Source organism: Ammoniphilus sp. CFH 90114 (genome assembly GCF_004123195.1).
Classification (GTDB): domain Bacteria; phylum Bacillota; class Bacilli; order Aneurinibacillales; family RAOX-1; genus YIM-78166.
This window is the reverse complement of the sequence record NZ_SDLI01000010.1, coordinates 66828-81725: the sequence shown is the minus strand read 5'-3', so window position 1 is coordinate 81725 and position 14898 is coordinate 66828. Positions and strand designations below refer to the sequence as shown.

The 14898-nt window shown below is 35.3% G+C and carries 12 protein-coding genes; all 12 read left to right on the top strand.

Annotated features, from left to right (window positions below; genetic code table 11):
• Positions 1–8: 8 nt before the first annotated feature.
• Positions 9–743, top strand: a complete 735-nt coding sequence (locus tag EIZ39_RS20055; protein WP_129202152.1) for a WecB/TagA/CpsF family glycosyltransferase — start codon at positions 9–11, stop codon at positions 741–743.
• Positions 744–825: 82 nt separating this feature from the next.
• Positions 826–1896 carry a glycosyltransferase family 4 protein gene (locus EIZ39_RS20050; protein WP_129202305.1) on the top strand — a complete coding sequence of 357 codons (1071 nt, stop codon included), beginning with the start codon at positions 826–828 and terminating at the stop codon, positions 1894–1896.
• 216 nt (positions 1897–2112) lie between these two features.
• Positions 2113–3003: a UTP--glucose-1-phosphate uridylyltransferase GalU gene (galU, locus tag EIZ39_RS20045; RefSeq protein WP_129202150.1), complete on the top strand. Its 891-nt coding sequence runs from the start codon at positions 2113–2115 to the stop codon at positions 3001–3003.
• 112 nt (positions 3004–3115) lie between these two features.
• Positions 3116–3913, top strand: a complete 798-nt coding sequence (locus EIZ39_RS20040; protein WP_129202148.1) for an ABC transporter permease — start codon at positions 3116–3118, stop codon at positions 3911–3913.
• Between the two features lie 11 nt (positions 3914–3924).
• Positions 3925–4668 carry an ABC transporter ATP-binding protein gene (locus tag EIZ39_RS20035; RefSeq protein WP_129202146.1) on the top strand — a complete coding sequence of 248 codons (744 nt, stop codon included), beginning with the start codon at positions 3925–3927 and terminating at the stop codon, positions 4666–4668.
• Positions 4669–4689: 21 nt separating this feature from the next.
• On the top strand, positions 4690–8460 hold the full coding sequence (locus tag EIZ39_RS20030) for a glycosyltransferase (protein WP_129202144.1): 3771 nt from the start codon (positions 4690–4692) through the stop codon (positions 8458–8460).
• Between the two features lie 163 nt (positions 8461–8623).
• The gene (locus EIZ39_RS20025; RefSeq protein WP_164985192.1) at positions 8624–10276 is read left to right on the top strand and encodes a polysaccharide pyruvyl transferase family protein; all 1653 of its coding nucleotides are present in this window, start codon (positions 8624–8626) and stop codon (positions 10274–10276) included.
• Between the two features lie 217 nt (positions 10277–10493).
• Positions 10494–11447, top strand: coding sequence for a glycosyltransferase family 2 protein (locus EIZ39_RS20020; protein WP_129202140.1), 954 nt, complete (start codon positions 10494–10496; stop codon positions 11445–11447).
• 24 nt (positions 11448–11471) lie between these two features.
• The gene (gene rfbA, locus EIZ39_RS20015) at positions 11472–12365 is read left to right on the top strand and encodes a glucose-1-phosphate thymidylyltransferase RfbA (protein ID WP_129202138.1); all 894 of its coding nucleotides are present in this window, start codon (positions 11472–11474) and stop codon (positions 12363–12365) included.
• Positions 12366–12373: 8 nt separating this feature from the next.
• The gene (rfbC, locus tag EIZ39_RS20010; protein WP_129202136.1) at positions 12374–12919 is read left to right on the top strand and encodes a dTDP-4-dehydrorhamnose 3,5-epimerase; all 546 of its coding nucleotides are present in this window, start codon (positions 12374–12376) and stop codon (positions 12917–12919) included.
• Positions 12920–12932: 13 nt separating this feature from the next.
• Positions 12933–13952, top strand: coding sequence for a dTDP-glucose 4,6-dehydratase (gene rfbB, locus EIZ39_RS20005; RefSeq protein ID WP_129202134.1), 1020 nt, complete (start codon positions 12933–12935; stop codon positions 13950–13952).
• On the top strand, positions 13945–14811 hold the full coding sequence (gene rfbD, locus EIZ39_RS20000; RefSeq protein WP_129202132.1) for a dTDP-4-dehydrorhamnose reductase: 867 nt from the start codon (positions 13945–13947) through the stop codon (positions 14809–14811). The genes rfbB and rfbD overlap by 8 nt, the downstream gene beginning before the upstream one ends.
• Positions 14812–14898 lie beyond the last annotated feature (87 nt).

Here is a 14898-nt window from a genome sequence, read left to right as displayed (position 1 = left end):
CGAAAAACATGAATAATAAAGTTAACATATTAGGCGTCCCTTTTTCCAAGCTCACCATGCAGGAGACGGTAGACCTTATCAAAGGGAAGGTTGCTTCCCCTGGTGACAGGCCTTTTCATGTCATCACCGCCAATCCTGAGTTCGTGATGGGAACGCTTGAGGATCCCGAGCTTAAAAAAATCTCCGAGGATACTGATTTGATCACGCCAGATGGCATTGGGATCGTCATGGCTTCTCGCTGGAATAACGATCCTGTAGCTGAACGAGTAGCTGGATATGATTTGCTTCTTCGTTTGTTGGAAGAAGGGAACCGACAACAATGGTCCTTTTATTTTCTGGGATCCAGTGAAGAAGTAAACCAACTCGCGACCGACAAGATTAAGGAACGTTATCCGAATCTAATAGTAGCGGGTCGTCACAATGGTTTTTTTATGGATAAAGAAGAGGAAGTCATCACCGAGATCAATGAGGCGAAGCCGAATTTCCTCATCGTCGCTTTAGGAGCTCCACGTCAGGAGAAGTGGATTTACCAAAACAAGCATCGTTTACATACGAACATCGCCGTGGGTGTGGGAGGAAGCTTAGATGTCATCGCGGGAAAAGTCAAACGAGCTCCTGTGATTTGGCAGAAACTCAACCTTGAATGGCTCTATCGCTTGATTTCGCAACCTACACGCTGGAAAAGACAGCTTGCCCTGCCTAAATTCGCTATGAAAGCGTATTTCTCAGCGAAAAAGAAATAGAATGCCATTTGACGGCAACACGAGAACACACTAAAATAATCGATTAGAGAGAAACAGAAGTGGGGAGAGGATTATATTGGCCATGTATTTCTTGTATTTTGCCCTGGCACTCCTATTAACGCTCATCGCAACTCCCTTAGTGAAAAAACTAGCGATTGCATGGGGAGTCGTGGACCAGCCAGATCATCGAAAAGTTCACACCCGCATCATGCCGAGATTAGGCGGCCTTGCCATCTATATCTCATTCGCTATATGTTTCTTCTTATTCGTACCAATAACGAAAGAAGCATTGGGTATTTTCATCGGTGGAACCATCATTGTCATCACCGGTGCCCTTGATGATAAATATCAGCTATCTCCGAAGGCGAAAATGTTCGGGCAGCTCATTGCCGCCATGATCGTCGTCTACATGGGACTTCGAGTCGAATTCATTAACCTGCCGTTCGAAGGTCAGGTTTACTTTAAATGGTTAAGCATCCCGATCACCATCTTCTGGCTGGTCGGCGTAACGAACGCCGTCAACCTGATCGATGGACTGGATGGCCTCGCAGCGGGAGTATCCGGGATCGCTATTGCCGCAACTATGGTTATGGCTTTCTTGATGGGAAACACGCTAGCGATTCTGCTCAGCGTCATCTTACTCGGCTCCGTTATCGGATTTCTATTCTACAACTTCCACCCCGCCAAGATCTTCATGGGCGACACGGGGGCGTTGTTCTTAGGATTCAACTTGGCTGCGTTATCCATACTCGGATTTAAACAATTAACGGTCATCGCCTTCTTGGTCCCGATCTTGATTCTAGGGGTTCCATTATCTGACACCTTCTTTGCGATCATCCGCCGCATCGTCAACAAGAAACCAATTTCGGAACCTGACAAGAACCACCTGCACCACTGCTTGCTTGGTATGGGACTTTCCCACCGGGGAGCCGTCCTCGTGATTTATATGATTAGTGCATTGTTTGCCTTATCTGCGGTATTGTTTTCGCAGTCCACGTTGTGGGGAGCGGCTATAATTATCGGTGCGGTGTTGATCTTGCTTGAGTTGGGCTCGGAAGTGATTGGACTAGTAGGGAAGAAGAATCGTCCGTTGCTAAGAATGGCGAGGATTATTCGCTGGAGATATCGATTGGTGAATAGATCGTGGAAGTGAGTTAGATTACTGAAGGAGCTTGGGCGCACTGCCCGGGCTTCTTTTGTCTGTGCTTGGATATAAGACCAAGAAAATGCTAAATTGCTTAATATAAGTGACTGCCTTACTAGAGTATATATGTTAAGATAGAATATAATACGACAAATTTTATCAAATTTTTACAATTGTATAGAATGTAATTGATATAATAGAGGTAAGAAGAAAAGGAGTGGAACTATGAAAGTACGTAAAGCAATTATTCCTGCAGCTGGATTAGGTACGAGATTTCTGCCAGCAACCAAGGCAATGCCAAAAGAAATGTTGCCCATTGTAGATAAGCCTACAATTCAATATATAGTTGAAGAGGCGGTTGAATCTGGGATTGAAGAAATTATTATTGTAACGGGTAAAGGAAAAAGAGCGATAGAGGATCACTTTGATTGTGCTTTTGAACTTGAGCAAAATCTGGTTGAAAAACAAAAATTTGATCTATTAGAAGAAGTGCGTCATTCTACAAATATTGCAGATATTCATTATATTCGCCAAAAAGAACCTCGTGGATTAGGTCATGCTATTTGGTGTGCTCGTAAATTTATTGGTGATGAACCGTTTGCAGTATTACTTGGTGATGACATTATACAAGCTGAAAAACCCTGTTTACAACAAATGATAGAAATATTCGATGAATATCAGTCATCTTTAATTGGTGTTAAAGAAGTAGCTCAAGATAAAGTTTCTAGGTACGGGATAGTAGACGCGTTTCCTCTTTCAGATAGAATTTATAACATAGTGAGTTTAATTGAAAAGCCATCTAAAGAAGAAGCTCCTTCTAACTTAGCAATTATGGGACGTTATGTCCTAACACCTGGTGTCTTTAAAATTCTAGAAGAACAAAAGCCGGGTGCTGGTGGTGAAATTCAATTAACTGATGCCATTCAGAAACTTACTAGTAGTGAAACTGTTATAGCGTATAACTTTTTAGGAGATAGATATGATGTTGGTCAGAAATTTGAATATATTAAAACTTCAATTGAATTTGCTTTAAAACATCCGGAAATAAAAGATGAACTATTGAAATATTTATATCAAATTGTAAATAAAGACAGTGATGCGATGATAGTGAATTAAATAGTCCATGCTGAAAGTAAGCTAAAACTAAAAAATACAATTTGATAGATAGCAACCCTTAAAATTGAGATTACGCCTGTTCTAATTATGGAAGAAGATAGGAAGGAGAATCATGGAAAATATTTTAGGAAGATATAAAACTTATATAAAAACATTCAATAAGTATACGTACTTACTTACGCTACTCGTAAAAAAAGAGTTAAAAAAGAAATACAAAGATTCATTTATGGGAATACTCTGGAGTTTTATAAATCCCCTTCTTAATATGATTATTCTTACTATTGTTTTTTCTACTTTGTTTGATAATAGTATTGATAATTTTCCAGTTTACTTATTAAGTGGAGTCTTACTGTTTAGTTTTTTTACAACAACAACTACTACCTCAATGAAATCAATAATCTCATCGGCTAGTTTAATAAAAAAAGTGTATATACCTAAATATATTTTTACAGTGTCGAATTTAATATCTAATTTCATATTTTTTATAATTTCGCTTTTGGTTTTAATAATGATTATGATTGTAACCAGTGCAGATATAACAATTAATATCATTTATGCACCAATATACCTTTTGTTATTAATGATTTTCACATGTGGAGTAAGCCTTATACTTGCAACTGTAACTGTCTTTTTTAGAGATATAGAACATTTATATGGAGTTTTTACAACTGCGTTAGGGTACTCATCTGCTATTTTTTATCCAGCAGAAATAATCCCTGAAAAGTATCAACTTATATTGAGCTTGAATCCTTTCTTTTATTTTATAAAGGGGTTTAGAGAGGCAGTGTATTATGGATTGCCCCTAGATCAAGTAAATATACTAGTATGTTCTATTTTAGCTATCGTTAGTTTAATTATTGGTATCTTAGTGTTTGAAAGGAACCAAGATAAATTTATTCAATATATATAGGAAGGTTCTATATGAAAAAAGTAGCAGTAAATATTGATAATGTGACTATGAAATTTAGACGTCCTAATGAAAAGGTAGATAGTCTAAAGGAATACTTATTTAATATCTTTAGGAAAAAGATTCGATATACAGAGTTCTACGCATTGAACAATGTAAGTTTTAAAATATCTAGTGGAGAGCGTGTTGGAATAATAGGACATAATGGTGCAGGTAAAAGTACACTATTGAAAATTATTTCTGGGGTTTTAAAACCTTCAGAAGGAAAAGTGTCGATTGATGGTAACATTGCTCCTCTTTTAGAATTGGGAGCCGGATTTGATCAAGAACTCTCAGGTGCAGAAAATATTTATCTCAACGGTGCTATTCTTGGTAAAACAAAAGAATTTTTAGATAATAAATACAAAGATATCGTAGAGTTTACGGATCTAGGGGATTTTATTTATACTCCAGTAAAAAACTATTCATCAGGTATGAGAGCTAGGCTTGGATTCTCGATTGCAGCTCAGGTTGACCCAGATATACTAATAATAGATGAAATTTTAGGTGTAGGAGACCAACAGTTCAAAAGAAAAAGCTCCGAAAAAATGATGGAGATAATGAAAAGTGGAAAAACAGTAATATTGGTTTCTCACAGTCTAAATCAAATAGAGGACTTAACAGATAGAGTTATTTGGTTGAATAAGGGTGAAATAAAAGAAATTGGGGATTCTAAATTAGTTTGTGAAAGATATAGAGAATATATGAATAAAAAATAAAATAGTGGGTGAAAGCTAAAAATGAATTATAAACAGTGGCAAAAAATAAATAAATCTAAAAAAAAAATAAATATTATTAAGTATTTTAAAAACTGGCATATATCTTATATTCTTTTTAAGAGTGGATTTTTCAATAGTAGTTATTATGTTAAAGAATACCCAGAGGTATTGATAGGCTTAAGATCAGGTTTCTTTTATCGTCTATCCGTCAGTAGTAACAGAATTCTTCAATTGATAGGTAAAGTGATGGTGCATCCTATTCGCCACTATGTATGGAATGGTGTATACGAGGGGAAAAAACCATCAAGATCTTTTGATACTGTTTTTTACATTGAAAATAATCATGATGTAGCACACAGTGGAGTAAATCCTTTATTTCATTATATAAAACATGGAGCAATTGAAGGTAGGCAACCACTTCCAAAACTAAAAGATCTAGCTCTTGATTCGATTCCTATCAAAATGCAAATTAAAACTATAAAAAATAGTGGATTGTTTGATGAGGCATATTATTTGGAAAATAATTTGGATGTAGCAAATGCTAAGATGGATCCGGTTGAACATTATTGTTATTTTGGTTGGAGAGAAAGTAGAAATCCATCAGATATCTTCAATACTAAGTTTTATTTAAGTAACAATGAAGATGTATTAGAAGCAGGAATTAACCCATTGTATCATTATATTCTTTTGGGGATGGAGGAAGGTCGCAGGCCATTTGAAAACGAAACATTATTGCCTTGTAAGAGAGATATAACCATTTTGTTTATAGGTCATGAAGCTGAACAAACAGGAGCACCAATAATATTATTAGATATTATTAAATGGTTTAATAAATTTACCTCATATAAAGTAAAAGTGATCCTCTTAAGAGGAGGACAAATACAAGAGGAATATAAAAAAAGTGCAGAAACTTTAGTTTTGAACGAACAAGTTAATAAAAATACTTTTAAGGCAACTATTTCAGATTTTATTGGGGACGATAACTGTATAATTTTTTTAAATACTGTGGTAAGTGCTCGTTTTATAGAACTTATGGATTTGTCAAAGTATCCAAGCATTGCATTTATCCATGAATTAGAAAAAACTCTTAGGATCTTTCCAAAAGAAACTAATTTATTAAAGAAAAACATAAGATCTTTAATAGCTGCATCAGATGCGGTTACAGATAACCTTATTTATAATCATGGATATAGAGAAGAAGAAGTAGAAACAGTTTTTGCCTTTATCGACCCCCAACATCAATTCCTAGATGATAACAAACGGAAGGAGAGAAGAAAGAAACTCAACCTTCCCGCTGATAAATTAATTATTTTTGGATGTGGTGTTTTATATTGGCGTAAAAACCCTAAAGGCTTTATAGAAATTGCTGAAAAAGTCTTAACTAAAACAGATAAGGAATGTGAATTTATCTGGATAGGCGATGGAGAAGAAAAGGACATTTGTGAAAGGTTGATAAAGAAAAAAAATCTTGAAAACCATATTAAGTTTATTGGTTCCGTTGATAATCCAAGAGATTATTTTGCTGCTGGGGATATATTCTTACTACCAGCAGTAGAAGACCCCTTTCCATTGGTCTGTCTTGAAGCTGCAGACAGCGGATTGCCAATCATATGTTATGATGAGGCAGGCGGAATGCCGAGGTTTGTTGAAGATGATGCAGGGATAGTAGTGCCTTTTAATGATATAAACAAAATGGCGGGAGCTACGTGTATTTTAATAGAGGATAAGGTTTTAAGAGAAAAGCTAGGAAGGACTGCCAGAGAAAAGGTTTTGGAACGACATGTTATTAACAAATCTGCTATGCAAATTAAGAAAATTATTGATGATAAGCTCGGAGTTAAGCCCTTTGTATCTGTGGTAGTACCAAATTATAACCATAGCAAATACCTTCAACAAAGACTTGATTCTATATATAATCAGTCATATAGAGATTTAGAAATCATCCTTCTAGATGATGTTAGCACGGATAATAGTAGGGAAATACTTGATAGCTATGCTGATCGTTATCCAGAAATCACACGGAAATTATATAATAAAGAAAATTCAGGTAGTGTTTTTTTACAGTGGTTAAGAGGGATTGAAGCTGCAAGGGGTGACGTAGTATGGGTTGCCGAAAGTGATGATTACTGTGAACAAAATTTTATTGAAATGCTATTGCCACCTTTTAAGGATACGGATGCAGTATTATCATATTCTAATTCTAACATAGTTGGACCAAGTGGACAGTTTTATAACACTTATGATAATGTTCCGTGGTTAACCGATGTTGATGAGCTAAAATGGAAAAATAATTATTATAATAAAGGTGCTGAAGAATTTTTAGAAGCTTTGTCTATTAAATGTACAATTCCAAATGTATCGTCAGTACTCTTTAGAAGGGAACCAGCATTAGAAGCAATTAAGTATACTTTTAATTATAAAAAGGCAGGGGATTGGATATTCTACGCTCATCTCAGTAGATTCGGAAACATCGCATATTGTTCTTCTCCCTTAAACTATCACCGAAGACATGAAGGTTCGGTAACATCTAGAGAAAGTGATGATAAAGGTGTTGAAGAAATATATTTAATTCATAAACACTTTGTAAATAACTTTCATGTACCTGATATGGTACGTCACTCGATGATTAGTTTTATTGAGAATGAGTACAATATTTATAACATGAGAAAAAGTGTAAGTAAATCATTGTCCGAGTTGTATGATAAACAACAGATCCTTGATCATTCTAGAAAACCAAAAGTTGCACTCTATCAACATGGCCTTAATTTCGGAAAAGGCGGGGCTGAAAAAATGCTCATTGAGATAGCCAACCAATTGTTCTTTAAAGGCTATAATGTTTCTATTTATAATAGAACCTATTCAGATGCTCCTTTACCATATAAACTTAACCCCAACATTCCTATATATAATATCGCACTTAAAGATGATCTTGGAAGTGTATTACAAGAAAATAAACCTGATATATGTTTGGTTAATTCCATCGGTCATTCGGATGTATTGAGTATAGACCAAATTCATAGTTTTGATATTCCTGTAATATTAACGATGCATAATCAGCCTGGATTTTTTGACCAATCTCCTGGTAAAAAGGATCATACCCTTTCATTACAAAAATCTGATTGTGTCGTAACATTAATACCATCTTTTAAGGAAGAATACTTAAAAAGAGGGGTATCTACACAAATTGAAGTAATTCCTAACTTCGTCCTTAAACCAAGAGTTTATGGTAAATTTAAGGGCCTTAATAATAGAAAATTTATTTTTACTGCTGGGCGATTAGTTGAACAGAAACAACAAAGTATTTTGATAGATGCTTTTGCTAAGATATCAACTGATTTTCCATCATGGGACTTATTAATTGCCGGAGAAGGTCATTTGCGACCATTTTTAGAACAACAAATAAACCACTTAGGTTTAAACAATAGAGTTGTATTACTTGGAGAAGTTGATAATATAGGTGACTACTACAAAAACTGTGATTTATTTGTATTACCTTCCAAGTTTGAAGGGTTTAGTCTTGTCATTTTAGAGATTGCTTCCTTTGGTAAACCCGTAATATTATTCAAAGATTGCCCACCATATGGGGAAATAATTAACGATGAGGATGGTATAGTCTTAGTATCTGAAATGACAAGTAATGCACTTAGTAATGCTCTGCGTGAAAATATGAATCAAAATCAACAAAATATAGAAGAAGCCATGTACAAGTTTTATAGTCAGTACTCACCTGATACTTTGATACCTATGTGGGAAGAGCTAATTAATAAATATACTAGTGTGATAAAAAGATAGTAAAGGCAAGAGAGTACTATTATGATAAATGATCCATTAATTCAGCAGTACTCTTTCTTCAATAAGGTTTGGAGATGTCAGAGGTTTTGATTTTTATTTGTTCTGAAAACCTATTTTTGCAAAAAAGTACTTACTAGTAAAGACTATTATGGAGGAATCTGTCATGCTAAAAAATAGTAGAAGATATATCCAGTGCGGTGCAGAATATCGAATAAATCCATCAAGTGATCCATATCAAAATTATGTAGCTACTGGTTTAAATACTGGAAACCTCTACATTGGTTATGCAGTAAATAATTTGTTTAATACAAAAAAGTCATTTAGTATTTGGAATTCTCTATCCGAGAGTGATGTGGAAGAAATACGGGCTTCTTCAGATATTATTGTAATGGGGGCATCTAATTTTATAAATCAAAGTACTAATTTTCAAATTCCTGCAGAAAATCTACAGAAGCTTAAGTTACCGATAATTGTTCTTGGTATTGGAGCCCAAGCTCCTAGTGATTCTGTGAAAGAAATTAATTTGACTAGTGGTACGAGGAATTTCTTACATCAAATAAGCGAGCATTCAGTGTCAATTGGTGTTAGAGGTGAATATACTGCTGAGTTACTTAATAATATGGGGATAAAAAATACTACAATAATCGGGTGTCCTACTTATTATTTGAATAGGGATATAAACTTTACGGTTAAAATGTCTAGTATTAAAAATATTGAAGATTTACGTCCTTTGTTAAACTATACGGATGTAAAACAAAAGTGTGATGAGAAGATATTTAAATATGCTTTCAATAATAAAATAGATGTAGTTGGGCAAACTGAATATGTTGAAGAGTATTGGATGCGAGGGATGGATATTAATGCAGATAATTTGCTAGTTTCCTCAAAAGAAAGTGTTAAGGAAAATCAATATAAAAAGATAATCGGCACAAGCGTTGAAACAATTAAGGATTATTTTAAAAAACATTTTTATCAGTTTTATGATATTGACCAATGGACTGAACAAATTAAAGAGTATAATTTTCTTTTTGGTACCAGATTTCATGGGAATATGATTGCAGTACAAAATGGGATTCCTGCCCTATTAGTTGCTCATGATTCCAGAACTAAAGAGTTGGCTGAATATTGTAATATACCTTTTGTAGAGGCAAGAAATTTATTAGGAGATATTGATCTTGTAAAATTATATTCAGAAACTAATTATAGCAAATTTAATTTTGAGTACTCGAGAAAATTTAGAAATTACGTGGATTTCCTAAAAACAAACAACGTTACTGATGTTGATTTATTATTAAATAACGAGCTAGAAAGTCTTGATCAAGCTATAAACGAGGAATTAGAAATAATTGATCTAACTTCTTGTAAAACTGTCTCAGTAATGAGTAGTCGTATAGCTGAATTGTTTCATACACACCAATTGCTCTATAGATGCCCTCTTGAGAATATTGCAAAATTAAAGAACGGACCTAGTGTTGAACAATATGTTATCGAAAATGATGAGCTGCATATAGAGGTAGTCGGGAAGGATCCACATGTCGTCTTACCAAATTTTATTAATTTTGATAAAGATAAACTCTATCTAAAAATAGTGTTAACAACATCTGTTGATACAGTACTAGAAGTTTTCTATGAAGAAGCCAATACCTCAACTGATTATCCGTATTCTGAACAGTGTAAGGTATCCCATAAATTAAAACAGGGAAAAAATGAGTTGTATTTAGCAATTGAAGGTAATAGCCATATAAATAGTTTGCGTCTAGATATTGGTTCAGAGATTGGAAAATATGTACTTCATGAGCTTATAATAAGAGCTTAAAACTCGGTTTAAACTTTTTAATAATATATCAAGCTAGTAAACTAAGAGGTTATCAGTAAAGAGGCTTGCATTCGTCTTTAAAAGAAGGTGTTTATTAATTCTGTAAGTTAGAATCTTGAATGCGAGTTTTTTGTTTTTATCAGATTGACTTTAGTGCACATTAAAAATTATACGACGGTATTTCTGGCCTAATTTAAAATTGAAAGTAGAAGTGTTTATGAGTGAAAAATACGAAAGTAGTCAGGTAGATATTTTACTCTCCACTTATAATGGCAGTAAATATCTAAATGAGCTATTATCATCAATCATTAACCAGACATATAAAGAATGGAGATTAATTATACGGGATGATGGATCTACTGATGATACAATGAACCTCATCCGGAATTATTCCGAAAAACACCCGAAAAAAATCTCCATTATATATGATCATAGAAATTTAGGTCCGAGCCTAAGTTTTTCTGAGCTGTTGAAATATTGCGACGCTAATTATATTATGTTTTGCGATCAAGATGATGTTTGGTTAAACAATAAGATTGAATTAACGATAGAGAAAATGCATCTACTTGAAAGAGAATTTCCTAGTAAACCCCTTTTGCTTCATACTGATCTTTTAGTCGTTGATGAACATCTTCAACTTATTTCAAAGTCCTTTTGGCATTATCAGAACCTGAATTCGACAAATAAAAATTTAAACCACCTTCTTGTACAAAATATTGTAACAGGTTGTACTATGATGATTAATAAACGTTTGAAGGAATTAGCGTGTCCAATCCCTAATCATGCTATTATGCATGATTGGTGGATTGGATTAGTTGCTAGTTTATATTCTGGAATTCATCATATGAATGTTCCACTAATATTATATCGTCAGCATAGTGAGAATAATACTGGTGCTAAAAAATACTCACTAAAATATCTCGCTTCTAAATATGGAAAAGTCAATGAATCTATAAAGCGAATTTTTAATCAAGGTGCTTCCTTTAAGATTAGATTTAATTCACAACTAAATATAGATCAAGCTAGGATGCTAGATTGCTTTATAGATCTTGTAAATAAAAATAGAATTTATAGGTTAATATCAATATTTAAGTATCGTTTTTGTATGTCAGGCGTATTAAGAAACATTGGATTTATTGCAACGATATTTTTTTGGAGGAAAAAGAGATGATTAAAAATTTAAGGGGTGATTGATATGAAAGGTATCATTTTAGCCGGAGGGAGTGGTACCCGCTTATATCCTTTAACAAGAGCTGTATCCAAACAGTTGTTGCCAATTTACGATAAGCCTATGATCTACTATCCACTTTCTGTTCTTATGTTATCGGGCATTCAGGAGATTCTCATAATCTCCACTCCGGAAGATACACCAAGATTTCAACAACTTCTGGGAGACGGCTCTGATTTAGGAATTAGTTTATCTTATGCAGTTCAACCCTCTCCAGATGGTTTGGCACAGGCTTTTATTATCGGAGAAGAGTTTATTGGAAATGATAGTGTGGCCCTTATTTTAGGAGATAATATCTACTATGGGCACGGTTTTACTCAGCTCCTTCAGAAGGCTGCGAGAAGAGAGTTCGGTGCTAGTGTGTTTGGATATTATGTTAGTGACCCGCATCGTTTTGGTGTGGTAGAGTTTGATGAACAAAAACGTGCTATTTCTATTGAAGAAAAGCCACTAGAACCAAAGTCCAACTATGCTGTAACTGGACTATACTTCTATGATAATCAAGTAGTGCAGATTGCCAAAAATATAAAACCTTCTGCTCGTGGAGAACTAGAAATTACTGATGTAAATAAGGTGTACCTTGAACGGGGCGAGCTTAACGTGGAAATTTTAGGTCGTGGTTATGCGTGGCTTGATTCCGGTACTCATGAGTCCTTGTTGGAGGCGTCACAATTCATTGAGACAATTGAAAAGCGTCAAAGCTTGAAGGTGGCTTGCTTAGAGGAGATTGCTTATAATATGGGCTACATTTCACGAGAGCAATTGCTAAATTTAGCCGAGCCGATGCTGAAGAATGAATATGGACAATACCTGCTTCGAGTAGCTCAATCTAATCACAGTCTATATTTACTAGAGAGGTAGAGTCATAGATGAATATTATTCAAACTAAATTTGAGGGTGTTGTGATTATTGAGCCGGCAGTCTTTGGTGATAATCGAGGCTTTTTTATGGAAAGCTACAATGGTGCCAAGTTCACACAGGCAGGGTTGGATTTTAACTTCATTCAAGATAATCAATCTTTATCTGTAGAAACGGGCACTATTAGAGGTCTCCACTATCAATTGAATCCAAAGGCCCAAACCAAACTAGTCCGTGTTTTAACTGGCGCTATCTACGACGTCGCTGTAGATATCCGAGAACATTCTCCCACTTTCGGCCAATGGGTAGGGGTTATCCTAAGTGAAGACAACAAAAGACAACTACTTGTACCAAAGGGATTTGCCCATGGATTTTGTACGCTTGTGCCTAATACACAAGTTTTTTACAAAGTCGATGAGTATTATTCTCCGGAAAACGATAGGGGTATCCTTTGGAATGATCCCGCGATTGGAATTGACTGGCCTAGTTCAAATCCTGTTTTATCAGATAAAGATTCTAAACTTCCTCTATTGAAGGATGCGGAGATCAACTTTTAAGGGAGAGAAACAGATGAATATACTAGTAACTGGTGGAGCTGGATTTATCGGAAGTAATTTTGTCCATTACATGTTAGAGAAATATAAGGATTACAAAATTATAAATCTGGATCTTCTAACCTATGCGGGAAATTTAGAAAATCTGACGGCTGTTCAGCAAAATCCTAACTACACATTTGTTAAAGGTGATATTGCAAATCGAGAATTAATAGACTACCTGGTTAAGACTCATAAGATTAATGTCATTGCCAACTTTGCTGCGGAATCCCATGTTGACCGTAGTATCACGGACCCAGACATTTTTATTAAGAATAATATTTTGGGTACTCAGGCTTTGTTAGATGTATCGAAAGCAAATCATATAGATAAATATGTTCAGATCTCCACAGATGAAGTTTATGGATCGCTAGGTGAGACAGGGTACTTTACGGAGGATACCCCTCTAGCACCTAATAGCCCATATTCTGCGAGTAAAGCAGGAGCCGATATGATTGTTCGTTCTTACTATGAGACCTTTGGAATGAACGTGAATATTACTCGTTGCTCCAATAACTACGGTCCGTTCCACTTCCCTGAAAAGTTGATCCCTTTAATGATTACAAACGCTCTAGAAGACAAGCCACTCCCGGTATACGGAAGAGGGGATAATGTTCGCGATTGGCTTCATGTTAAGGATCACTGTTTTGCTATCGACTTAGTTATTCACGAGGGTAAGCCAGGAGAAGTGTATAATATTGGTGGTCACAATGAACGCAAAAATATTGAGATCGTCGACCTAATTATTGACAGACTCGGAAAATCAAGAGATCTAATAAAGTATGTTGCTGATCGTTTAGGTCATGATAAACGGTATGCCATTGATCCGACTAAGATCATGAGTGAGTTGGGATGGAAACCTCAGTATACGTTTGATACCGGTATTGAAGAGACCATTCAGTGGTATCTTAATAATCAAGAGTGGTGGAAGAGGATTAAGTCGGGTGATTATATGAACTACTATTCCCGTCAGTATGGGGATAAAATTGATGGATAAGCTAAGGGTTCTTGTCACAGGAGCTAAGGGCCAGTTAGGTGTGGATCTTGTTCAGCAGTTTACAAACAGTGGATATGAGGTCTTTGGCTATAGTCGCCAAGAACTGGATATTACGAATTTTCAACAAGTCAAGGAAACCCTTCAAATGGTTTCACCCAATGTCGTTATCCATTCTGCTGCCCATACCAAAGTTGACCTAGCAGAATCCGAACCGGATGAAGCTTTTCGTGTTAATGCATTAGGAACGAGAAACATAGCCGTTGCTTCAGAGGAAATCGGGGCAAAGCTTGTATACATTAGTACGGACTACGTGTTTAATGGACAAGTTTCTCAGCCTTACGATGAATTTATGCCTACTAATCCATTAGGAGTATACGGCAGATCTAAATTAGCCGGTGAACAGTTTGTCCAGGCGTTGCATTCGAGGTTCTTTATCGTACGTACTTCATGGGTATACGGTCTACACGGAGCTAACTTTGTCAAGACGATGCTAAAGCTGGCAGAAGACAAAAGTGAATTAAATGTCGTGCATGATCAAATTGGTTCGCCTACTTTTACTATAGATCTTGCATGTTTTATTGGGGAACTCATGTTGTCTGATCTCTACGGAGTTTATCATGCATCGAATAAAGGTACTTGTTCCTGGTTTGAGTTTGCTAAAGCGATCTTTGAAGAAGCTCACTTAACTCATATGAAAGTAAATCCTGTAACAACAGCTGAATTTCCGAGACCTGCTCCAAGACCAGCATATTCTGTGATGGATCACATGGCCATTCGCTTAAACGGGTTAAATGATTTGCCTTTTTGGCGTGATTCGTTGAAACGGTTTATACAACAATATCAGAAAAGTACCTTATAGCAAGGTGCTTTATTCTTTGTTAATATTTTTATAACAAACTCTTGTGAAATCCATGATATACTAGGACTTATTCTAGATAAGAGGTCT